Origin of the sequence: Streptomyces morookaense (assembly GCF_013030945.1) — a bacterium.
In the GTDB taxonomy this organism is placed as follows: domain Bacteria; phylum Actinomycetota; class Actinomycetes; order Streptomycetales; family Streptomycetaceae; genus Streptomyces; species Streptomyces morookaensis.
The window spans coordinates 1-22,436 of record NZ_JABBXF010000065.1 but is presented as its reverse complement, the minus strand read 5'-3'; the positions used below and the strand labels follow the sequence as shown (position 1 = coordinate 22,436).

Annotated in this window: 22 protein-coding genes; 10 read left to right on the top strand and 12 right to left on the bottom strand. The window is 72.4% G+C overall.

Annotated features, from left to right (window positions below):
• Window positions 1-38: 38 nt before the first annotated feature.
• Window positions 39-878: a polysaccharide deacetylase family protein gene (locus HG542_RS24750; RefSeq protein WP_171085065.1), complete on the bottom strand. Its 840-nt coding sequence runs from the start codon at window positions 876-878 to the stop codon at window positions 39-41.
• 166 nt (window positions 879-1,044) lie between these two features.
• Window positions 1,045-2,142: a ferritin-like domain-containing protein gene (locus tag HG542_RS24745; RefSeq protein WP_171085064.1), complete on the bottom strand. Its 1,098-nt coding sequence runs from the start codon at window positions 2,140-2,142 to the stop codon at window positions 1,045-1,047.
• Between the two features lie 123 nt (window positions 2,143-2,265).
• On the opposite strand from HG542_RS24745, the gene HG542_RS24740 reads away from it, so the two are divergent.
• The 4 genes from HG542_RS24740 (at window position 2,266) to HG542_RS24725 (ending at window position 5,463) form a co-directional block, all read left to right on the top strand.
• Window positions 2,266-3,207 (top strand): AurF N-oxygenase family protein, encoded by a 942-nt coding sequence (locus HG542_RS24740; protein ID WP_171085061.1) that lies wholly within the window; start codon window positions 2,266-2,268, stop codon window positions 3,205-3,207.
• A 16-nt stretch (window positions 3,208-3,223) separates the two neighbouring features.
• Window positions 3,224-3,949, top strand: coding sequence for a TetR/AcrR family transcriptional regulator (locus tag HG542_RS24735; RefSeq protein ID WP_171085059.1), 726 nt, complete (start codon window positions 3,224-3,226; stop codon window positions 3,947-3,949).
• Window positions 3,950-4,015: 66 nt separating this feature from the next.
• Window positions 4,016-4,237 carry a DUF8847 domain-containing protein gene (locus HG542_RS24730; protein WP_171085057.1) on the top strand — a complete coding sequence of 74 codons (222 nt, stop codon included), beginning with the start codon at window positions 4,016-4,018 and terminating at the stop codon, window positions 4,235-4,237.
• A 152-nt stretch (window positions 4,238-4,389) separates the two neighbouring features.
• Window positions 4,390-5,463 (top strand): C40 family peptidase, encoded by a 1,074-nt coding sequence (locus HG542_RS24725; RefSeq protein ID WP_229922516.1) that lies wholly within the window; start codon window positions 4,390-4,392, stop codon window positions 5,461-5,463.
• Here HG542_RS24725 and HG542_RS24720 read toward each other — a convergent pair.
• The 5 genes from HG542_RS24720 to HG542_RS24700 are packed head-to-tail and all read right to left on the bottom strand — an operon-like array spanning window position 5,460 to window position 10,883.
• Window positions 5,460-6,725: a styrene monooxygenase/indole monooxygenase family protein gene (locus HG542_RS24720; RefSeq protein WP_171085054.1), complete on the bottom strand. Its 1,266-nt coding sequence runs from the start codon at window positions 6,723-6,725 to the stop codon at window positions 5,460-5,462. The genes HG542_RS24725 and HG542_RS24720 overlap by 4 nt on opposite strands.
• A 1-nt stretch (window position 6,726) precedes the next feature.
• Entirely contained in the window at window positions 6,727-7,362 is a 636-nt protein-coding gene (locus tag HG542_RS24715; protein ID WP_171085052.1) for a GTP-binding protein, read from the bottom strand.
• Entirely contained in the window at window positions 7,343-7,765 is a 423-nt protein-coding gene (locus HG542_RS24710; RefSeq protein ID WP_373313092.1) for a DUF742 domain-containing protein, read from the bottom strand. The genes HG542_RS24715 and HG542_RS24710 overlap by 20 nt, the downstream gene beginning before the upstream one ends.
• Window positions 7,762-8,241 carry a roadblock/LC7 domain-containing protein gene (locus HG542_RS24705; protein ID WP_171085152.1) on the bottom strand — a complete coding sequence of 160 codons (480 nt, stop codon included), beginning with the start codon at window positions 8,239-8,241 and terminating at the stop codon, window positions 7,762-7,764. The genes HG542_RS24710 and HG542_RS24705 overlap by 4 nt, the downstream gene beginning before the upstream one ends.
• 44 nt (window positions 8,242-8,285) lie before the next feature.
• Complete coding sequence (locus HG542_RS24700; protein WP_171085051.1) at window positions 8,286-10,883, bottom strand: sensor histidine kinase; 2,598 nt, start codon at window positions 10,881-10,883, stop codon at window positions 8,286-8,288.
• 273 nt (window positions 10,884-11,156) lie between these two features.
• Between HG542_RS24700 and HG542_RS24695 the strand changes: the two genes are divergently transcribed.
• Window positions 11,157-11,906, top strand: a complete 750-nt coding sequence (locus HG542_RS24695; RefSeq protein WP_171085049.1) for a hypothetical protein — start codon at window positions 11,157-11,159, stop codon at window positions 11,904-11,906.
• Window positions 11,907-11,958: 52 nt separating this feature from the next.
• On the opposite strand, the gene HG542_RS24690 is transcribed toward HG542_RS24695, so the two are convergent.
• Window positions 11,959-12,429, bottom strand: coding sequence for a MarR family winged helix-turn-helix transcriptional regulator (locus tag HG542_RS24690; RefSeq protein ID WP_171085047.1), 471 nt, complete (start codon window positions 12,427-12,429; stop codon window positions 11,959-11,961).
• A gap of 191 nt (window positions 12,430-12,620) precedes the next feature.
• Here HG542_RS24690 and HG542_RS24685 point away from each other — a divergent pair, with 191 nt between their 5' ends.
• A complete protein-coding gene (locus HG542_RS24685; RefSeq protein ID WP_171085045.1) occupies window positions 12,621-13,478 on the top strand; it encodes a lysozyme in 858 nt (285 codons plus the stop codon).
• 751 nt (window positions 13,479-14,229) lie between these two features.
• Here the strand turns inward: HG542_RS24685 and HG542_RS24680 are convergent.
• The 4 genes from HG542_RS24680 to HG542_RS24665 all read right to left on the bottom strand — a co-directional run bounded on the left by HG542_RS24680 (window position 14,230) and on the right by HG542_RS24665 (window position 19,145).
• Entirely contained in the window at window positions 14,230-14,817 is a 588-nt protein-coding gene (locus tag HG542_RS24680) for a Uma2 family endonuclease (protein WP_229922517.1), read from the bottom strand.
• A 94-nt stretch (window positions 14,818-14,911) separates the two neighbouring features.
• Window positions 14,912-15,751, bottom strand: coding sequence for an MBL fold metallo-hydrolase (locus HG542_RS24675; RefSeq protein WP_171085039.1), 840 nt, complete (start codon window positions 15,749-15,751; stop codon window positions 14,912-14,914).
• 17 nt (window positions 15,752-15,768) lie between these two features.
• Entirely contained in the window at window positions 15,769-18,171 is a 2,403-nt protein-coding gene (lon, locus tag HG542_RS24670) for an endopeptidase La (RefSeq protein ID WP_171085037.1), read from the bottom strand.
• Between the two features lie 269 nt (window positions 18,172-18,440).
• Entirely contained in the window at window positions 18,441-19,145 is a 705-nt protein-coding gene (locus tag HG542_RS24665) for a rhomboid-like protein (RefSeq protein ID WP_176606937.1), read from the bottom strand.
• 103 nt (window positions 19,146-19,248) lie between these two features.
• Here HG542_RS24665 and HG542_RS24660 point away from each other — a divergent pair, with 103 nt between their 5' ends.
• The 4 genes from HG542_RS24660 to HG542_RS24645 form a co-directional block, all read left to right on the top strand.
• Window positions 19,249-19,932: a spermidine synthase gene (locus HG542_RS24660; RefSeq protein WP_171085035.1), complete on the top strand. Its 684-nt coding sequence runs from the start codon at window positions 19,249-19,251 to the stop codon at window positions 19,930-19,932.
• Between the two features lie 91 nt (window positions 19,933-20,023).
• Complete coding sequence (locus HG542_RS24655; RefSeq protein WP_171085034.1) at window positions 20,024-20,761, top strand: response regulator transcription factor; 738 nt, start codon at window positions 20,024-20,026, stop codon at window positions 20,759-20,761.
• Entirely contained in the window at window positions 20,758-21,843 is a 1,086-nt protein-coding gene (locus HG542_RS24650; RefSeq protein ID WP_171085031.1) for a sensor histidine kinase, read from the top strand. The genes HG542_RS24655 and HG542_RS24650 overlap by 4 nt, the downstream gene beginning before the upstream one ends.
• A gap of 265 nt (window positions 21,844-22,108) precedes the next feature.
• The coding region (locus HG542_RS24645) for a 2-oxoglutarate dehydrogenase E1 subunit family protein (protein ID WP_171085029.1) at window positions 22,109-22,436 on the top strand (328 nt) is incomplete at its 3' end.

The following is a 22,436-nucleotide window of genomic DNA, read 5'->3' as shown; positions in this document are numbered from 1 at the left end:
CCGTTCCGATCGCTGTCGGAACGGGCCTTCGGTGTTTCTCAGACCTTCGGGAAGCTGAATGTGTACCCGTGTTCCTTCAGCCACGGAATCGCCTGCTCCAGTGCGGCGACCGTCTCCCCGCGGTCGCCGCCGCCGTCGTGGACGAGGACGATCGGGCCGTCGGCCAGGCCCTGCTCGATCGCCTTGACGATGTGGTCGACGCCGGGGCGTTCCCAGTCGCGGGTGTCGACGCTCCAGCCGAGCGGGCGCATGCCGTGCCGGGCGGCGAGCTCGCGGCTGTAGGGGGTGAAGGCGCCGCCGGGAGCCCGGTAGTAGCGGATCGGGGTGCCGGCGCCCGCCGCCTTTTCGATCATCCGGCGGGCGTCCATGACCTGCTGCTCCTGGTAGGACTCCGAGCGCTTGTCCATGGCCGTGTTGTGGTCCACGGAGTGGTCGCAGAGGCGGTGGCCGTCGGCGACGACCTTGCGGACCAGGTCCGGGCGGGCCTCCGCCTCCGGGCCGATCATGCAGAAGACGGCCTTGACGTCGTACTTCTTCAGCAGGGCCAGCACCTTGGGGGTCCAGACGGGGTCGGGGCCGTCGTCGACCGTGATGCTGACGGACCTGCCGCCGGCCTCGGTGTCATGCGTGATCGACGCGTCCACCGGGCCGTCGTCCGGCGTGGCGGAGGCGGTGGGTGTCGCGGCGGGCTCGGGTGTCAGCTCGCCCGGGGCCGCGGGGTCCCGCGGGACCGCTCCCGGTTCCTCCGCGCTGGAGACGGGTGCGGCGCGTGCGTACTCCGTTGCCTTGGCCAAGGATCCCGTTATCACTCCGCTGAGCGCCACAACGGACACCACCACCAGGGCGAGATGCCGATTCCTGCCGGTCGTTCGAGCCATTCCAGCCATTCGAGCCATGAGCAGCCTCCCCCTGGAGCGCCCGTCTGCCTTCTCCTGCTCGTAGACGGCGGCTTACCGCAGGGCGTTCCCCCGCACGCCCTCGCTCACAGGATGACGGCAGAACCGGCACCCGGCCCATGAAATGCCTCCAATTACCCCTTCTTTGTTATCCGTTCGCGATCGTCTCCGCGACCTCCGCGGTACGGGCGGCCTCCTCCCGGGCGAACCGCCGGGCGTCCAGCTGTTCGGCGATCTCCTCGTCCTGGGTCATGAGGAGGTCGAGGTTCGCATCGCCCAGCTCGAAGACGCCCATGTCGACGTAGGCCTGTTGCAGTCGTTCGCCCCACAGGCCGATGTCCTTCACACAGGGCACGATGCGGCTGAACAGCAGTCTGCGGAAGACCTGCAGGTACTCCGACTGCTCGCTCAGCTCCGCCGCCTCGGCCGCGGGCACCCCGAAGTCGGCCAGCACCTCCTCGCCGCGCAACCGGTCGCGCATCAGCAGGCAGCCCTCGATCACGAACTCCTCGCGCTCGCGCCGCTCCGCGTCCGTCAGCTGCCGGTAGTGGTCGCGCAGCGCCATCCGGCCGAAGGCGACGTGCCGCGCCTCGTCCTGCATCACGTAGGCGAGGATCTGCTTCGGCAGCGGCTCGTCCGTGACGTCCCGCAGCAGGCCGAAGGCGGCCAGCGCCAGGCCCTCGATGAGGACCTGCATGCCCAGGTAGGGCATGTCCCAGCGGGAGTCGCGCAGGGTGTCGTCCAGCAGGGACTGCAGGCTGGGGTTGACGGGGTACTGCATCCCGATCTTCTCGCGCAGGAACCGGCTGTAGATCTCGACGTGCCGGGCCTCGTCCATGGCCTGGGTGGCGGAGTAGAACTTCGCGTCCAGGTCGGGCACCGTCTCCACGATGCGGGCGGCGCACACCAGCGCGCCCTGTTCGCCGTGCAGGAACTGGCTGAACTGCCAGGCGGCGTAGTGGTGGTGGAGGCTGCGGCGGTCGGCCGCGCTCATCCGGTCCCAGTACCGGCTGCCGTACAGCGGGAGGTTGGCGTCGGGGATGCCCAGCGGGTTGTCCGGGTCGGTCTCGAGGTCCCAGTCGATGCGGGTCACGGCGTCCCACTGCTTGTCCTTGCCCTTCTGGTAGAGGGCCAGCAGGCGTTCGCGTCCGTCGTCGTAGTCCCAGCTGAAGCGGGCCGCCCCGGTCGCCGGGACCTCCCAAGTGGTGCCGTCGGGACGGGGGTCGGGGTGGTGGGGCATCGTCATCGTCGCGGCCTCCTGTGCCGTCGCGGGGATTGACTTCCCTTGCTGACAAGCAGTCTCATAAGCCTGTGACCGTCGGTAACCCCAACGTACCCCGGACGTCCCGAAGGTGAGGAGGCATCGGCCATGACCACCGCGACCGGCCGCTCCCGGCCCGCCCGGCTCCCCCACGACGCCCTCGGCCCGCTCAGGGACCGCGAACGGGTCGCCGAGCGGCTGCTGGAGTCCTCCGCACGGCACTCCTTCGACCCGGACGCCGAACTCGACTGGGACGCACCGCCCGAGGACGGCAAGTGGTACTGGCCCCCGGAGCTGCTCTCGCTCTACGGCACCCCGCTGTGGCGGCGGATGCCGGAGGAGCAGCGCAGGGACCTCGCCCGGCACGAGGCCGCGGCGCTGGCCTCGCTGGGCATCTGGTTCGAGATCATCCTGATCCAGCTGCTGGCCCGGCACATCTACGACAAGCCGCTCACCAGCGCCCATGTGCGCTACGCGCTGACCGAGATCGCCGACGAGTGCCGGCACTCCAAGATGTTCGCCCGCATGATCGAGAAGGGCGGCGCCCCCGCGTACCCCGTCTCCGGGCTGCACCACGCACTCGGCCGGGTCGCCAAGACGATCGCCACCACACCCGGCATCTTCGCGATGACCCTGCTGGGCGAGGAGATCCTCGACTACATGCAGCGGCTGACCTTCCCCGACGAGCGGGTGCAGACCCTGGTGCGCGGCGTCACCCGGATCCACGTGATCGAGGAGGCCCGCCATGTCCGGTACGCCCGCGAGGAGTTGCGGCGCCAGATGGTCACCGCGCCGCGCTGGGAAACGGCGTTGACCCGCGTCAGCTCGGGCGAGGCCGCCCGCGTCTTCGCCTTCGCCTTCGTCAACCCCGCCGTCTACACCAATGTGGGCCTCGACCGCCGCGAGGCCGTCGCCCAGGTGCGGGCCAGCGGCCACCGGCGCGAGGTGATGCAGGCGGGCGCGAAGCGGCTGACCGACTTCCTCGACGAGATCGGCGTGCTCCGCGGCACCGGCCGCAGGCTGTGGAGGAGTTCGGGCCTGCTGGCCTGACGGTACCCTGCGGGGCATGACCGGGGCCGTCCGCACCACCTACCGCAGGCTGGGCGTCGCCGAGCGCCGGGCGCAGCTGATCTCCGCCGCGCTCGGGCTCTTCGCGCACCGCGCGCCGGAGGAGGTCTCGCTGGACGATGTCGCGGCCGCCGCCGAGGTCTCCCGGCCGCTGGTGTACCGCTACTTCCCGGGCGGCAAGCAGCAGTTGTACGAGGCCGCCCTGCGCAGCGCCGCCGACGACCTCGAACTGTGCTTCGCCGAGCCGCAGTCGGGCCCGCTCACGCGCCGCCTCGGGGCCGCGCTCGACCGCTACCTGGGGTTCGTCGACGAGCACGACGCGGGTTTCAGCGCCCTGCTGCAGGGCGGCAGCGTCGTCGGGACCTCCCGCACCGGCGCCATCGTGGACGGGGTCCGCAGGGCGGCCGCCGCCCAGATCCTCAAGCACCTGTCCGTGCCCGAGCCCGGGCCGCGGCTGCGCATGATGGTGCGGACGTGGATCACCGCCGTCGAGGCGGCGTCGCTGATCCGGCTGGACGAGGAGAAGCAGCCGCCGCGGGACGAGCTCCGCGACTGGCTCGTGGACCACTTCGTGGCCCTGCTGACCGCGACCGCGGCGAGCGACGCCCAGGCGGCGGAGGTGGCGCGGGCCGCCTTCGCCGCGGAACCGGCCGACGGCCCGGTCGGGCGGCTGGCACGGCGGACGGTGCCGCTGTTCGAGGACGCGGGGCATCTGCTGTCCTGAGCCGGTACGGCCTGCGGCCCGCGCCGAAGAGCGGCACCTGGTGCCGCGGGGGGAGAGACTGGGGTCGTGAGAAGCGAGAAGACGCCCTTCGAGGGCGGGCCCATGGACGGGCGGGTGCTGCCGGTGCTGGTGGGGCTCAACGGGTTGCCGCCCAAGGTGTACCGGATCCCGGTGCCGACCGGGGAGGACGGCGGGGCGCCGGCGGTACTGGTGTACCGGCGGGTGCCTGCCGCCACTACGCGGCGCTTGGGCCTGCCGAAGGGGTGGAAGTACGTGTACGAGGGGTAACGGGGCGGCGCCCCGTAAGGGGCGCGGGGAACTGCGCGAGCAACCAGCGGCGACCCGCGGCCGCTCACCCACACGATTGCCATTAGTCGCACCGCGCATGGCACGATCCTCCCCCGGGCACGATCATGCTGCCCCCCACCGGAGGTGATCCCGTGTCAGGACGGTTCGTGCGTTCGGCCTGCATCGTCGTCGCCCTGATGGCCGGCGCCGGCGCCCTCGTCCCGCCCGCCGCCGCGGCGCCGCCGCCCGCGCAGCCGGTCGGCGCGCTCCTCGTCCAGCTCCGGTCGCTGTACCAGAAGGCCGAGGAGGCCACCGAGGCCTACAACGCCACCGCGGAGAAGCTGAAGAAGCAGAGAGCCAAGGTCGACAAGCTCGACGAGGACCTCGCCGAGACCCGGATCGCGCTCACCGCGAGCCGGGACGCCGCCGGCCGGCTCGCCCGCGAGCAGTACCGCGGCACCGCGAGCCCGCTCTCCCCGTACGTGACGTTCCTCCTCAGCGGCGACCCGCAGCAGGCCCTCGTCCAGAGCCACGAGTGGCGCCGCGCCGCCGGCCGCCGGGCCGTCACCGTCGACCGGCTCACCGCCGGCGAGAAGCGCTCCGCCGCGCTGGCCTCGGAGGCCCGCGACGCCCTCAACGTGCAGCAGACCCTGGCCGCCACCCAGAAGCAGCAGCGCGACACGGTGCAGAAGCGGCTCTCCGAGGTCGAGCGGCTGCTCTCCTCCCTCGACGGCGCGCAGCTCGCCGAACTCCGGCGCCTGGAGGCCGGCCAGGCGGACGACGCCCAGCGCCGGTTCCTCGCCTCCGCCCGCCTGACCGGCTCCCGGACCCCGTCCGCGGCCGGCGCCAAGGCGATCGACTTCGCGTACCAGCAGCTGGGCAAGCCGTACGTGTGGGGCTCCGAGGGCCCCGAGTCCTTCGACTGCTCCGGGCTCACCTCGCAGGCCTGGGCCCACGCGGGCGATGCGATACCGCGCACCAGCCAGGAGCAGTGGGCGTCCCTGCCCAGGGTGCCGCTGAGCGACCTGCGGCCGGGCGACCTGGTGCTGTACTTCGAGGGCGCCACGCACGTCGCGCTCTACATCGGCAACGGCCTGGTGATACAGGCGCCCCGGACGGGCGACCGGGTGAAGATCTCACCGGTGGCGGGCAACCCGTTGCTGGGGGCGGTTCGTCCCGACGCCGGGGCGCCGCCGCTGGCTTCGTATGCGCCGCCCGGTGACTAACTGCGGGTCGTGCTCGGCCGACGGGCCCGCGCCACGTAGTGCCCCGCCTTCGCCGCGTCGTAGAACCACTCGTCGAAGTCCGCCGGATCGTCGAACCCGTTCGCGAAGCGATCGGCAACCGGCTGCAGACCGGCCGCCGCCCCCAGCACGTCACGCACGTGCACCGGCAACGGCCCCAGCATCAGGTTCGTCCACTTCGTCGCATGCCGCGCCCCCGCCCACCAGCGGGCGAACGTCGCCCGCATCCAGGCCGCGTCGAACGGGGCGTCCCCGCGCTCGGTGATCGCGGCGAGGTAGACGGCGGCGCACTTGGCCGCCGAGTTGGCGCCCTGCGCGGCGACCGGGTCGTTGAGCACGACCGCGTCCCCGGCGCCGAGCACCGGCACCCCCGACGGCAGCACGCCCACCGGCTCGCGCACGGCGGGGGTGTAGCGGCCGGTCAACGTGGCCTGCGCATCGGTGAGTTCGACGGCCGTGGCACGCCCGTACTCCCATGGCGTGAACCGCTCCATCAGCTCCAGCGTCCGGGCCAGATGCTCGCCCGGGTCCTCGGCCCGGCGGAAGACGTCCAGCGGGCCACCGGGGAGGCCCTCCCAGAAGAGGATGTCGGCGCGGCCGGAGGCGGTGAACGCGGGGATCACCCACAGCTCGCCGACGCCGGGCACGAAGTTGCAGCGGACGGCGTCGTATTCGGGATGTTCCGGGCGCGGGCCCAGGCCGTGCACATAGGCGAGCGCGAGGCAGCGCTGCGGTGCGGTGTACGGGGAACGGGCGGGATCGCGGGCGAAGAGCGAGGCGAGTTCGCCCTTGCCGGCCGCGATCACCACGAGGTCGTAGCGGTGGGCCAGGAAGTCGAGGTCGGAGACGGCGACCCCGTGCACCACGACCCGGCCGCCGCGCTCGGAGAACGTCTCCAGCCAGCCCGCCATCTTCAGCCGCTGGTCGACGGACTGGGCGCAACGGTCCAGCCGGCCGGCCCAGTCGACCACACGCCGGACCCCGGGGCGCCCGGCCACCGTGCCGGCCATGGACACGCCGAGGCGCTCGATGCGCGGGGCCCGGTCCTCCCAGAAGTGGAGGCCGAGGCCGCGCTCGTGCTGCAGGGCGGTGTGGAACATGACCTGGGTGGACATGACGCGGCCGGAGCGGATCTCGTCGGGCGACCGGTGCGACATGAGCGTCACGTCGTAGCCCCGTCCCTGGAGTCCCAGGGCGAGTTGGAGGCCGGCCTGGCCGGCTCCGACTATGAGGATCCGGCGCATCTCAGAGCCGCCCGGGGGTGATTTCCAGGGCCCTGCCGACGAGGGTGAGCAAGGTGTCGACGACGGTGATCCGCTTGCGGGCGTCCATCACCAGCACCGGCACCTGGGCGGGCAGGGACAGCGCCTCGCGCACCACCTCGGGCTCGTAACGGGCCGTGCCCTCGAAGTGGTTGACGGCGACGATGTAGGGCAGCCCGCCGCTCTCGAAGTAGTCGAGGGCGGGGAAGCAGTCCTCCAGGCGCCGGGTGTCGACCAGCACCACCGCCCCGATGGCCCCGCGCACCAGGTCGTCCCACATGAACCAGAACCGTTTCTGGCCGGGCGTGCCGAACAGGTAGAGCACGAGGTCGGATTCGAGCGTGATGCGCCCGAAGTCCATGGCGACCGTGGTGGTGTCCTTGTCGGGGACGGCCTCGAAGTCGTCCACCGCCTCGCCCGCCTCCGTCATGACGGCCTCGGTGCGCAGCGGGGTGATCTCCGAGACGGAGCCGACGAAGGTGGTCTTGCCGACGCCGAAGCCGCCCGCGATGACGATCTTGGTGACGGCGGGGGCCCGGGAGCGGTCGGTCTGCCAGCTCCGCGGGCCCTGGTGGTCCGCTTCGGGTCCCGTTGTCGTGTCAGAGCCTGCGTAGTCCACTCTGCACCCTTTCCAGCAACGCGCGGTCGGGCCGTCCGGTGGCGTCACCGGTGCCGTAGACGCGGATCCTTCCCTGGTCTGCGAGGTCGCCGAGGAGCACCCGCACCACGCCCAGCGGCATCTTCAGCAGTGCGGAGACCTCGGCGACCGAGCGCAGCCTCCTGCACAGCCCGACGATGGCGCGGACTTCGGGCATCACCCGGGCGGCCAGCCCGCCGGGGGCCGGTGCGGGCTCCTCGTCGGGGTCGGCCGAGGCGGCCACGAAGGTCTCCACGAGCAGCACATGGCCGAAGCGGGTGCGTCCGCCCGTGAGCGAGTACGGGCGGACGCGCGCCGTTCTCCGGCCCGGCGCGGCCGCGCGGGCGACCGGGCCGACGGCGGAGATGACCGGTGCGGCAGTCACCTGACCGCCTCCACCGACTGCCGCAGCTCGCGCCGGAGTTCGGGGGTGAGCACATGTCCGGCCCGGCCCACGAAGAGCGCCATGTGGTAGGCGACGATGCTCATGTCGCAGTCGGGGGCGGTGTGGACGCCCAGCAGCGAGCCGTCGCTGATGGTCATCACGAACAGGCTGCCGTGGTCCATGGCGACCATGGTCTGCTTGACCGGGCCGCCGTCCATCAGCGTCGCCGCCCCCGTGGTCAGGCTGCCGAGCCCGGCCACGATGGTGGCCAGGTCGGCGGAGGAGCCGCGCGGGCCCTCCTGCCGGTCCGTCCCCGCGGCCGCCGGCCGCCAGTCCGTCTCGGAGGAGAGCAGCAGCAGCCCGTCCGAGGAGACGACGGCGACGGACAGCACGCCCGCGACCTCCTCGACCAGGTCCGTCAACAGCCAGTGCAGATTGCGGGCTTCGCTGCTCAGTCCCCCGAGCGCGGTGTCCATGGTGCCGACGGGGGTGACGGGCGTCGCCCCCTGGGAAAATGCAGTCAACCGCGTGCCTCCTCGACAGTGCCGCCGTCGTCCGATGCCCCCGTGCGACGCCGACCAATATCACGTTCCGTCAACTCCGCTTCGACGTCGCGCCGTCCGTCCCGGGCGCCCTGCTGGAATCCGGCGAGCTTGCGGCGCAGCGCATCGGCGTCCACCCCGTGCCGCACGCTGAGCGGTACGGGCTTCTGGACGACGGTCTTCGGTGTGCGCTTGGGCAGGCCCGTACCGGTGACCTCGCGGGGCTCCGGCGCGGGCCGCGGGGCCGGTGGTTCCGGGGCGGGGGCGGGTTCCGCGGGGCGGCGGGGGGCCGGCGCTCCGGGGCGGGCGTGGCGGCCCGGCGGGGGGCGGTGGCCGTCCCGTACGGCACGCAGCTCCATCGTCTGCTCGGAGGCGTCGGGTGCCGTGGCGTGGACCGGGGAGCGGTGTGCGGTTTCAGCCGTTCGGAGGGGGCGGCCGGGCAGCGTATGGGAGTTGGCCTCGGCGACGGCGCCCGGCAGGTTGACGCGCGGCGGGGCCGTCCCGGCGCCGGGCACGGGCGGTGCGGCGGCGGGGTCGGGTGCCGGGGCGTCGGCGGGCAGCAGGTGGGCGGGCAGCACGACGACGGCGGTGATGCCGCCGGGGCGCTGCTCGCGCAGTTTGACGCGCACCCCGTGCCGGGCGGCGAGCCGGGCGACGACGTACAGGCCGAGGCCCATGACGGGGCGGGAGGCCTCGTCGCCCGTGCCCGGCCCCTGGCCCTGCTTGCGCGTCCCCATGGGGATCCGGCCCGGATCCGGGTCGGGCTGGGCGAGGAGGGCGTTGAGCTCCTCCAGGCGTTCGGGCGACATGCCGATGCCCTCGTCCTGCACGGAGAGCATGACCTCGCCGTTCTCCAACAGCCATCCGGACACCTGCACTTGCACGTCCGGCGGGGAGAACGCGGTGGCGTTCTCCAGCAGTTCGGCCACGAGATGACTGACGTCGTCCGACGCGAAGCCGACGAGCTGGGAGCGGGCGGGGAGGGAGTGGATGCGGACGCGCTCGTAGCGCTCGATCTCGCTGACGGCAGCCCGCAGCACGTCCAGCAGCGGGACGGACCCGGTGTGTCCGCCGCCGTGCTCGGCGCCGGCGAGGACCAGCAGGTTCTCGTTGTGGCGGCGCATCCGCGTGGCAAGGTGGTCAAGTTTGAACAGCACGGCGAGGCGGTCCGGATCGGCCTCGTGGGCCTCCAGGGACTCGATGACCGAGAGCTGCCGCTCGACCAGGCCGAGGGTGCGCAGCGAAAGGTTGACGACGGTGGCGTGGATCCGCCCGGTGAGACAGGCCAGCCGGTCGGCGAGCTCCTGATGCCGGGTGCGCAGCGTGTCGCGCTCCTCGGCCATGTCGCGCCGGGCGCCGTCGAGCCGGGTGCGCTCGCCCTCCAGGAAGTTCATGCGCTCGCGCTGCCGGACGACCGTGCCGTGCAGCACGTTGACCGCCCGGGCGATCTCCGCGAACTCGTCGTCCCGGCCCTTGACGGCGACCGGGTCGCGCGTCAGCGGCTCGGCGCACACGCGCCGGGCGCCGCGCCGCAGCGCGGACAGCGGCCGGGTGACCGACCGGGCGGCGGCGGTACCGGCGCCGAGGGTGAGGAGGAAGCACAACGCAGCGAGCGCGCTGCGGACTTCGAGGGCTTCGAGGTCGTGGGTGCGGAGCCGGCCGAGGCGGGCCATGGCGTCCGTGGCGAGGCCGGACTCGACCCCGCGCATGGCCTCGATCCGGGTGGTCAGGGCCGCATGGATCTCGTCCGGCGACCTGGCGCCCTCCGCATCGGCCGCCGCCGTGGCGGGCGATGCGGTGACGAGGTGGTCGAGCAGGGCGACGGCGTCGGCGGTACCGGGGCCGCCGACGGCGCGGGCGTACGAGTCCCGCGTGTCGGCCCCGGCCAGTTGCCGGAAGTCGGCAAGGGCAGAACGCTCGCGCAGTGCGGACTGCTGGGCGGCGGCGCCCAGTTCGGACCGGCCGCGGGAGGCGAGCGCGGCCAGCAGCAGCCCGCGGGTGGCCGAGGCCTCCTCGACGGCGCGGCCCAGCGGGGGCAGCGCCGCCGCGTCCCCCGCGGCGGCCCGGGCGGGCAGCCGGTGGACGAGCGCGCCGCTGACCCCGTGCAGGGCCTGCACGACGGCGGTGTAGGCGGTGAAGACCGTCAGGGCGTCACCGGGCCCGGCGAGCGCCTTGTGGCGGACCTCGGGAAGCCCTGCGAGGAGATCCCGCACGGACGCCGGGGCGGACTGCCCGAACTCCTCGATCTGCCGGTCCACACGCGCCCGTTGGGCACCGGACACGGCGGCCGCGCCGCCACGGCCCGCGGCCACGTAGGCGGTCATGGCGTCGCGCTCGTCGGCCAGCGAGTGCGCGAGCGCGACGGCCGCGTTGTCGGCTCTGGCGAACGCGGCCAGCCGCTGGGACTCCGCGCGGTCCCGCAGGGCGTCGGCGATGCCGAAGGCGCCTGCGCCGAGAACCGTGAGCGACACGACCGTCACGGAGGCGATGAGCCGGTTGCGGACGCGGACGGTGCGCTCCGGCACCGCCGTGGTCTGCTGTTCGCGCTGGGCGCCCCGAAGCCGCTTCTTCCGCACCGGTGCTCACAATCTGTCTCGCGTCCGCCCCGCCCCTGGTCCTGCGGCACTGATTTGACCCTTTCAGCACCCGTCTGAGGCAGGCCTGCTTCACTCCCCCGCTCATTCGAAGGAGTGAAGTTCACCCGGAACTTCACTGTTGATCCCCTGAATCCTGCTGACGGCACCCGCCGCACTTCCCCCTGGCGCATGCCCACCCGGTAAACCGCCCGGCACGCCGGAAGGATGCGCGCCAACGGCCGGGGAAATTCCGGCATCCTGCACACTGGCCGCATGCGTATCGAACTCGCCACTCAGCCGGGTGTTCCGGGGCGCCGGAACGAGGATTTCGCGTCGGTGGGCGGAGGGGCGGACGGGGCGTTCGTCCTTCTCGACGGGGTGACCCCACCGGAGGACGGCGGTACGGGGTGCCGGCACGGGGTGCCGTGGTTCGTGGGGCGGTTGGGCGGGGCTCTGCTGAACCTCGCGTGCGGCGAACGGGAGTTGCCGCTGGCCGACTGCCTGTCGGCCGCCATCGGCCGTACCGCTGCGGCGCATCGGGACACGTGCGACCTGACACACCGGCGGACGCCGCAGGCGACGGTGGTGATTGCGCGGTGGGACGCGGAGCGGGTGGAGTATCTGGTGCTGTCGGACTCGGTGTTGCTGCTGGCGGACGGGCGCGCGGTGCGCGCCGTCCGGGACGACCGGATCGAGCGGCTGGCCGCGCTGGGCCCCGTCACGGACGCCCACCGCAACGCGGAGGGCGGCTTCTTCACGGCCGCCGCGGACCCGGCGGTGGCCGGCCGGGCCGTCACGGGTGCGCTGCCGCGGGCGGCCGTGCGGGCGATGGCGGCGATGACGGACGGGGCGAGCCGGTGGGTGGAGGTGTTCGGGGAGGGGGACTGGGCGGACTGCCTGACCCTTCTGGCGAAGGAGGGGCCGCAGGCGCTGATCGACCGGGTGCGCGCTGCCGAGCTTGTGACCAACCGCCGACTCGGCAAACGGCACGACGATGCGACGGCGCTGTATGTGGTGCCGTAGAAGGGGGCCGCCGGGCCCCGTCAGGGCACCCGGCCTACCGCCCCCCGGAACGCTAGCCCTCCGCGCTCGCGTTCAGCTGATGCAGCAGACGCGCCAGCTCCGCGATCTCGCCCCGGTCCCAGTCCGCCAGCTTGCTCATGTACTGCGCGCGCCGCGCATCCCGAACCCGCTGGAAGCGCGCCCCGCCCTCCTCCGTGACGCGGATCAGGGACGCCCGCCCGTCGGCGGGATCCGGCTCCCGCTCGACGAGCCCCAGGTCGCACAGCGCCCGCAGCTGACGGCTCATCGTGGCCTTCCCGACCCCGAAATAGGCAGCGAGGTCCGTGGCCCGCTGCTGCCCCGCCTCCACGAGGCGGATCAGCAGCCCGTAGGCCGCCGGCTCAAGGTCGGGATGGACCTCCCGGGCCAACTCCCCGGACGAGGCGCGGGCGCGGCGCAGGAACACGGCCAGCTCGCGCTCCAGGGCGAGAAATTCCTCGTGGTCCGCGCCGTCGCCGGGCTCCGGGATACCGGTCTGGTGCACGTCAGGGCCCTCTCCGCGTTTTTCAGCCGATGAAAAGTTCTTGCGTCCGCGGACCGTCGCCGCAGCTCTGTCAGTATTTCGCAGGATTAGACCAACGGCAGCACCCCGGGGCCCTACCGCGGCGTGTATCGGCGCCCATAGCGTCGGTAATGGCATGGTCATACCAAGCCACACCCACCGGAGGCACGCCAATGCCCGTGCACTGCTCCGGCCGGGAGCGCCGCAGACCCCCTGCACCGCCCCGGCTGGTCGCCCCCCTGCTGTCCCTCCTGGCCGCCCTGGCCCTGCTGATCACCCTGCCCGGCGCGGCCGACGCGTCGTACGCCCCCGCCAAGCACCCCACCCACCCCGCACAGGACTGGATGGGCGTCACCGTCACGGACCACGAAGGAGGCCAGGACGAGGCCCAGGGCCCGCGGTCCGCCTCCGTCGAAGGCGTCGACGTCAGCAGCCACAACGGCAACGTTTCCTGGTCCAAGCTGAAGAAGAGCGGGGTGCGCTTCGCCTACACGAAGGCGACCGAGGGCACCAGCTACACCAACCCCTACTTCGCCCAGCAGTACGACGGCTCGTACGACGCCGGCATGATCCGCGGCGCGTACCACTTCGCCCTGCCCGACAACTCCAGCGGCACCGCGCAGGCGGACTACTTCGCCCGGCACGGCGGCGGCTGGTCGCGTGACCACAAGACGCTGCCGGGCGTCCTCGACCTGGAGTGGAACCCCTACGGGGACGCCTGCTACGGAATGAGTTCGGACGACCTGATCGACTGGGTGACCGACTTCTTCGACCGCTACTACCGCCGCACCGGGCGGGACGCCCTGCTCTACACCGCCACCAAGTGGTGGAAGGAGTGCGTGGGGAACTACAGCAGATTCGGCTCGGTCAATCCGTTGTGGACACCGCAATACAGTTCGTCGGTCGGGGAGCTCCCGAAGGGCTGGTCCTTCCACACCATCTGGCAGTACACCGACTCGGGCCCCACGGTCGGTGACCACAACCGCTTCAACGGCACGTTCAGCCGCCTGCAGGCGCTGGCCGACGGCTGAGGCACGGACAGCGGGCCCCCGGCACATCGGCGCCGGGGGCCCTCGGCTTGCGCGGGGTCAGCCGCAGGTGCCCGCGGGGCGGGTGCGCGTCACCAGGTCGGTGAAGCCGGTGGTGCCGTCGAGCCACACGACCTGCCGGCCGGCGGTCCCTGCGGCTGCGAGGTGACGGTCACCGCGTCCTGCGAGACGGTCAGGTAGCGGCTCTGCTTGCCGGCGAGGTGCGCGCGGGCGGCGTCGGCGCGGTCGCGAATCCCGTCGACGAGGGAGGATGCGGAGGTGCCCTATCCCGGGACCGACGTCAGGCCCTGGTGCGGCGGATGTGGCAACCGCCTGCACGGGCACCGCGGAAACGACGAGGGCGACAGCGCCGAGTAGCGCTGGAGGGTCAACTTCCGGCCGCAGGCGGCCGATCCGGCGTGCGACGACCCAATTGCCGGCAGAGGCCGTGGCCGTCCCGAGGTGTTGCGACGCGAATCCTCACGACTGGCCGTGTTCGCTGTACGTTCGCGGCAAAGAGCTCCGTGCCGCAGGGCTGTTGCCGTACCGGAGCGCCTGCGGCCAGTGCGTCGAACTGGACGCCGCCCGGCAGAAGGCCGACACCGACGAGCGACCTCGGGCCACCGCCGCCACGTGGACGCACTGGATTGCTGCGCACTCGGCGCCGAGTCGGCGCGCGTGAACCAGCACCCACAAGTCGAGGCACCCAGTGCGGGTGCGCCGCCTCATCGGACGCGGCGCACCCGCACGTGCATCACTCCCGGCGGAACCTGTCCGTGGCCAGGGTCAAACCGAGGACGGTTCCGGTCAGGTCGATCGGATCACCGAACTTGAGAGCCACCGCATTTCGGTACTCGCTGCCCTGCGGCGACGTGTACACATGGCAGAGGCCGGTGTACGGATCTGCGATCACGTATACGGGAATCCCGCCCGAGGCGTACGCGGCCTTCTTCCTCCCGTAATCGCTGTCGGCGGTCTCCCGCGAGATCACCTCGAAGACGAACTCGACGTCCTGGTAGTGCCAGTTGTCCTTCACATCCGGCTCTGCCCCGTCCGCAACCTTGTAGAGGTCCGGGACAAAGCCATTGCGATAGCCGGGGAGGTCGAGACGGACATCGCACTCGATACTGCTGTCCGGTCCGAAGTGATCCTCGAGCTGACGCAGCACGACCCTGATGCCGGCCCAGTGCTTGCGCCTCTGCGGCGACATGTGGATGGCCCCCCCGACGATCTCGCCCTTGTATCCCTCGGGGACGATCTCGTAGAGGAGCCGGAACATGTCGTCCAGACTCTGCTCGTCGTTGTCGGCCATCTCGGTCCTGCCGGTCAATGTGGTGGTCACCGTGGCGCTCCTCCCCGCTGCCGCTGGTATCAGCAGCCGCGCAGTACAACGATACGCACGGTGGGACGGACACGCCGGGGCTCCGAAGAGCGCGTCACCCGTCCACCGGCTCCCACCCCGGCACCCCGCCATCCCCCGGCACCACGCGCCCGAACTGCACGTCCGCGAAGTGGATGCCGAAGCCCACCGTCCCCGGCTCGGCGAGCCTGGACGCCAGCCGGCGCCGGAAGGCGATGGCGCCCTCCGGGTCGTGGTCGACCGCCACGCGCCACTCCGGGTGGGTGATCTGCAGCGGCGTGTGGAACACGTCGCCGAAGGCGATCAGACGGCGGTCGCCCCCATCGATCACATACGCCGCATGGCCCGGTGTATGGCCGGGGGTGAGGAGGACGTGGACGCCCGGGAAGATCTCTTCCCCGTCCGCCACCGTGCGGACCCTCGGCTCCATGGCCTTGAGGGTCTCCGCCGGCGGAGCATGGTGCACCACGTCGCGGTGCTGCCACTCCCCCTCCGAGAACAGGAACTCCGGGCCGCTCAGGGCCTCGTGGTCGACCCAGCCCACGTGGTCGCCGTGGAGGTGGGTGAAGGCCACCGCCTCGATGCGGTCGGCCGGGCGGCCGAGGCGGGTGAGGTGGTCGGGGAGGGTGCCGCCCTGCATCACGCCGACGATGCTGTCCGGTTCCGCCGGGGTGGACACCGGGCCGAGGCCCGAGTCGATCAGCAGGGCGCGGTCGCCCCGCTCGACCAGCAGGCCGCCGGCGCTCGCCACGAAGTAGCCGGCCTCGTCCAGGTAATCACCGTAGTCCGCGTCCCTCGTGTCCGGGAACCAGTGGTGCGGCGACAGCTGCACCACACCGTCCGGCACGTACGTGACCTTCGTTTCGCCCAGCTGCAGGGAGCGGATCCCGGCCACGCGCCTCAGTCGTTCACTCATGCCCCACCCCTTCGTCGTCACGCCGCCGCAGCAGGCACCGCGGCGGCCGTCGCCGGTGTCAGTGCCAGCTCCAGGACCTGACGGACGTCCGACACCGGGTGGACGTCCAGCGTGGCCAGCACCTCTGCCGGAACGTCGTCCAGATCCGGCTCATTCCGCTTCGGGATGATGACGGTCGTCACTCCGGCCCGATGCGCCGCAAGCAACTTCTGCTTCACGCCGCCGATCGGCAGGACGCGGCCCGTCAGCGAGACCTCGCCCGTCATCGCCACGTCCGGGCGCACCTGACGGCCCGACAGCAGCGAGGCCAGCGCCGTCGTCATCGTGATGCCCGCGCTCGGGCCGTCCTTCGGCACCGCGCCTGCCGGAACGTGCAGATGGACGCCGCGCTCCTTGAAGTCGCCCACCGGAAGCTCCAGTTCCGCACCGTGCGAGCGGAGGAAGGACAGGGCGATCTGCGCCGATTCCTTCATCACGTCGCCGAGCTGGCCCGTCAGGGTCAGGCCGGCCGCGCCCGTCTCCGGGTCGGCCAGCGACGCCTCCACGTACAGGACGTCGCCGCCCGCGCCCGTCACCGCCAGGCCCGTCGCCACGCCCGGTACGGACGTACGGCGCTCCGCCGGGTCCTGCGCGGACTCGGGGGTGTGGTGCGGCCGGCCGATCAGCGGGCGGAGCTGTTCCGCGCCGATCGTGAACGGCAAGTCCTGCTCGCCCAGTTCGTGCTTGGCCGCCACCTTGCGGAGCAGGCGCGCGACGGCGCGTTCCAGGTTGCGTACGCCCGCTTCGCGCGTGTACTCGCCGGCCAGCTTGCGCAGCGCCCCGTCCTCCAGGACGACCTCGCCGGGCTCCAGGCCTGCGCGCTCCAGCTGCCGCGGCAGCAGGTGGTCGCGCGCGATGACGACCTTCTCGTCCTCGGTGTAGCCGTCGAGGCGGACGAGCTCCATGCGGTCCAGCAGGGCCTCCGGGATGGCCTCCAGGACGTTGGCCGTGGCGAGGAACACCACGTCCGAGAGGTCGAGTTCGACCTCCAGGTAGTGGTCCCGGAAGGTGTGGTTCTGGGCCGGGTCCAGGACCTCCAGCAGGGCCGCGGCCGGGTCGCCGCGGAAGTCCGAGCCGACCTTGTCGATCTCGTCGAGGAGGACGACCGGGTTCATGGAGCCGGCTTCCTTCAACGCCCGGACGATACGGCCGGGGAGTGCCCCCACATACGTGCGCCGGTGGCCCCGGATCTCGGCCTCGTCGCGGACGCCGCCCAGGGCGACCCGGACGAACTCGCGGCCCATCGCCCGCGCCACGCTCTCCCCGAGGCTGGTCTTGCCGACACCGGGCGGGCCGACGAGCGCGAGCACCGCGCCCCCGCGCCGCCCGCCGACCACACCCAGCCCCCGGTCGGCGCGCCGCTTGCGCACCGCCAGGTACTCGGTGATCCGTTCCTTGACGTCCTCCAGGCCCGCGTGGTCCGCGTCCAGCACGGACTTGGCGCCGGGGATGTCGTACGCGTCCTCCGTGCGCTTGTTCCAGGGGAGTTCCAGGACGGTGTCCAGCCAGGTGCGGATCCAGCCGCCCTCGGGGCTCTGGTCGGAGGCGCGCTCCAGCTTGTCGACCTCCTTGAGCGCGGCCTCACGGACCTTCGCCGGGAGGTCGGCGGCCTCGACGCGGGTGCGGTAGTCCTCGGACTCGTTCTCCGGGTCGCCGTTGAGCTCGGCCAGCTCCTTGCGGACGGCCTCCAGCTGGCGGCGCAGCAGGAATTCGCGCTGCTGCTTGTCCACACCCTCCTGGACGTCCTTGGCGATCGACTCGGCCACGTCCTGCTCGGCGATGTGGTCGCTGAGCCACTTCACGGCGAGGCGGAGGCGGGCCACCGGGTCGGCCGTTTCGAGGAGTTCGACGCGCTGGGCGACCGTGAGGAACGGCGAATAGCCGGAGTTGTCGGCGAGCTGGCCGGGGTCCTCGATCTGCTGCACGCGGTCCACGACCTGCCAGGCGCCGCGCTTGCGGAGCCAGGTGGTGGCCAGGGCCTTGTACTCCCTCATCAGCTCGGTGACCGCGCCGGGGAGGGGGTCGGGGGTGACCTCGTCGATGCGGGTGCCCTCGACCCAGAGCGCGGCGCCGGGGCCGGTGGTGCCGGCGCCGATGCGGACGCGGCCGATGCCGCGGATGAGGGCGCCGGGGTCGCCGTCCGAGAGGCGGCCGACCTGCTCGACGGTGCCGAGGGTGCCGGCGGCGGCGTAGGTGCCGTCGATGCGCGGGACGAGGAGGACGCGGGGCTTGGCGCCGGCCGTGGCCGCGGCCTGGGCCGCCTCGACCGCTGCGCGGACCTCTGCGGCGGAGAGGTCCAGGGGGACGACCATGCCGGGGAGGACGACTTCGTCGTCCAGGGGCAGGACGGGGAGGGTGAGCGGTGTGGACGTCGAAGCCATGATCTTCCCTTCGGCAGGCAAGTTGAGCTACTGGGACTCAACTGCGCCGGGGGTGCGGGATGTTCCCGCGGTTGTTCGCTGTGAGCGATCAGCGCCCCATCAGGGGCGCGGGAACCGGGCGATCAGCCACGACGCGCCGACAGCCGAGGTTCTCGGGGCTGCGCCCCGGACCCCCCGGGTGGTGCGTTCAACTGCGGGCCGGTGGGGGCTGGTCGCGCAGTTCCCCGCGCCCCTTACGGGGCGCGGGAACCGGGCGTGCGGGGCGCGGGCTAAAGCAGGACGTCCTCGTCCGTCGCCTCCGCCGCGCGGGGGCCCGGCACCGCCGCCGGCCCGGTCCCCCCAGCTGATCCGTCCTCACGGATCAGCGACCGGCACGCCACCCCCGTCAGCAGCGCGATCGGGTGCCCCCAGCTCGACAGCGGGTCGATCAGCTCGATCAGGTCCTGTGCGCACGTCAGGACCGCCACCCCCAGCAGGGCCACCTCGCCGCGCCGCGGCAGCAGGCCCGACAGGGCGCCCACGCAGGCCATCAGGCCGAAGCTGATGCCGTAGTCGAGGCGGTGCATCGACGCCTCCGGCAGGGAACCCGCCGCCACCGCGCCCGCCACCGGGAGTTCCGTGGCCAGGGTGGCCAGGACGTGGCCGAGGAGGAAGACGCCGGCCGTGCGGGCGCCGCCCACCCGGCGTTCCAGCGCCGCCAGCACCAGGGCGAAGGCCAGGCCGTACGCCGAGAGCAGGCCGCCCGCGACCCACAGCGCGCTCGCGATCAGCACGACGAGCGGGCGCTCCGCGAGGTGCGCGCCGTCCGTGCTGGACTCGCGCAGCAGCAGGCTCACCGTCTCCTGGTCGCCGAAGTCGGCATACAGGGCGGTACCGAGCAGGATCAGCGCGTAACAGAACGTGAAGGGCGTACTGGTCGGCTTCGGCAGCATCCGCCACAGTCCGCGCAGCCCGCGCCGTGCGTGCTCGATCACGTGGGCCGCCCCTTCCGGCCTTTCCCGGCTTGCCACCAGAAACATTAAGGTGCAAGGGACTTCCGCGCAGCAAGCTCTGGCCGCAGGCCCTTACGGAGGCCGTATGACCACCCCGACCGGATCGCCCCTCACCCTCGACCGCCGCGACGGCCCGCACGGTGAAGTCGTGCTGCGGCAGCGGGGCTCACACTACGAGATCATCGCCAACGGGTGCTTCCTCATGGACACTTCCGACGGCCGCTCGGAGCGGCTGCTGGTCGACGCCGCGCTCGCGGCCCTGCCGCCGGGGCGGCCGGACCCGGCGGTGCTGATCGGCGGCCTGGGCGTCGGCTTCTCGCTGGCACGGGCGGCCGGCGAACCGCGCTGGGGGCGGATCGCGGTCGTGGAGCGGGAGCAGGCCGTCATCGACTGGCACCGCACCGGCCCGCTCTCGGCGGTCTCCGGCCCGGCGCTCGCCGATCCGCGCACGGAGATCGTGCACGCGGACCTCGTCGCGTATGTCCGTACCGCACCGCCCGCGCACTACGACGCGCTCTGCCTCGACATCGACAACGGGCCCGGCTGGACCGTCACCGAGGACAACGCCGGCCTCTACTCCCCCGCCGGGCTGGCCGCCTGCCGGGAGCTGCTGACGCCCGGCGGAGTGCTCGCCGTGTGGTCGGCGCAGCCCTCCCCGGAGTTCGAGGAAGCGCTCCGGAATGCCGGGTTCGCCGGGGTTAAAACCGAAGAGATCAGCGTTGCCCGGGGCGTCCCCGACGTGGTCCATCTCGGTCTCCACGCCGCGTAGCCGACCCCGCCCGCCTGCCCGTACGCTGCTTGCCACAACGGCACAAGTGGCCGGCGAAACGGGCATGGGAAGACGCTTAGGGGCGGGGCGCATGGAGCAGACACACATCGGCCCGAGCGGGACCGCGGCAGCCGCCGGGGCGCAGCGTCGGGTACTGATCGTCGAGGACGACCGGACGATCGTCGACGCCATCGCCGCACGGCTGCGGGCCGAGGGATTTCAGGTGCGGACCGCGGGCGACGGGCCCGCGGCCGTGGACACGGCCGAGGCGTGGCAGCCGGACCTGCTGGTCCTGGACGTCATGCTGCCCGGCTTCGACGGGCTGGAGGTCTGCCGCCGGGTGCAGGCGCAGCGGCCGGTGCCCGTCCTGATGCTCACCGCACGGGACGACGAGACCGACATGCTGGTCGGGCTGGGCGTGGGGGCGGACGACTACATGACCAAACCGTTCTCGATGCGCGAACTGGCGGCACGCGTGCATGTGCTGCTGCGCCGCGTGGAACGGGCGACGCTGGCGGCGCACACGCCGCGCAGCGGCATCCTGCGGCTCGGTGAGCTGGAGATCGACCACGCGCAGCGCAGGGTGCGGGTGCGGGGTGCGGATGTGCATCTGACGCCGACCGAGTTCGACCTGCTGGTCTGTCTGGCCAACACCCCGCGCGCGGTGCTCTCCCGGGAGCAGCTGCTGGCGGAGGTGTGGGACTGGGCGGACGCCTCCGGCACGCGGACGGTGGACAGCCACATCAAGGCGCTGCGCCGCAAGATCGGCGCCGAGAGAATCCGCACGGTGCACGGTGTCGGGTACGCACTGGAGACCCCGGCGGCATGACGGGCCGGCCGGGGCGGGGTCTGTGGAGCCGCGCGTGGGAGGGGCTGCGGCCGCTGGATCCGTACCGTTCGGTCAAGGCCGCGCTGGGGGCGCTGGTCATCGTGTCGGTGGTGATCACCACCTTCCTGGTGTCCGTCGCGATCCACTCGGCGACGGAGCTCAGGGTGATCACCATCTTCTCGATCATCGCCTCGCTGCTGATCACCCAGTTCGTGGCGCACGGCCTGACGGCGCCGCTGGACGAGATGACCGCGGTGACCCGGTCCATGGCGCAGGGGGACTACTCCCGGCGGGTGCGGACCGGGCGGCGGGACGAGTTCGGGGACCTGGCCCGGGCGTTCAACCGGATGGCCGCGGACCTGGAGGCGGTGGACACCCACCGCAAGGAGCTGGTGGCCAACGTCTCGCACGAGCTGCGCACCCCGATCGCGGGGCTGCGGGCCGTGCTGGAGAACGTGGTGGACGGGGTGTCGGCCCCCGATCCGGAGACCATGCGCATCGCCCTGCGGCAGACCGAGCGGCTGGGCCGGCTGGTCGAGCAGCTGCTGGACCTCTCGCGGCTGGACAACGGGGTGGTGCCGCTGCACACGCGCCGCTTCGAGGTGTGGCCGTACCTGGCCGGGGTGCTCAAGGAGGCGTCGATGGCCTGCGGCAGCGGCGCCTCGCCGCGCGCCCGCAAGGACGTCCACCTGCACCTGGACGTCTCACCTCCCGAACTGACGGCACACGCGGACGCCGAACGGCTGCACCAGGTGGTGGCGAATCTGGTGGACAACGCCGTCAAGCACAGTCCCCCGCACGGGCGCGTCACGGTGCGTGCCCGGCGGGGCGACGGTGCGCAGTCGCTGGCCCTGGAGGTGCTGGACGAGGGCCCGGGGATCCCGGAGGACGAGCGGCACCGCGTCTTCGAGCGCTTCAACCGGGGCGCCGCGGCCTGTCAGCAGGGTCCGGGCGCCGACGGGGGTACGGGCCTGGGGCTGGCGATCGCCCGCTGGGCGGTGGACCTGCACGGCGGGAGCATAGGGGTGGCCGAATCCCCGCGTGGGTGTCGCATCAAGGTCAGTCTTCCCGGCGTTCCCTGAGAGCGGAACTGACGTAGGGTCGGTGGTGGAGGCACACATTCGGGTGGATGTGGGGCGGGGTTCCGTGTACCGGAAACCCTGCGGCACCGCCGTCGAGCCGATGAAACTCCGTGTGTTTCCCGTCGAGTCATGCCCTCAAACCACAGGAAGAGTGTGACTTAGGCGACTGCTGGCCCGGGTGGCCTGCATCAAAGGTGCCGAGGGGCGTAGCCTTTATTCCCGCTGTCCACCAGTCTTAGGTAAGCGGAAGAGGGCGGTTGCCGCCGTGTCGCCACAGTCCCCCAGTAACTCGAGCATCTCGGCCGACCAAGCAGGGCAGGGCAAGAGCCCTGCCGATGTGTTCGGTCCCAATGAGTGGCTCGTCGACGAGATCTACCAGCAGTACCTCCAGGACCCGAACTCGGTCGACCGAGCCTGGTGGGACTTCTTCGCCGACTACAAGCCGGGCACTGCGGCGGCGAAGCCGCCGCAGGCAGTGACCGAGGGCCTCGTGGCCCCCGGCACCGCCGCCCCGGCGGGTACGGCGCAGGCCCCTGCCGCCGCTCGGCCGACTGCGGCCGCCGCCCCGGCCCCGCAGGCCGCGCCTGCCGCCC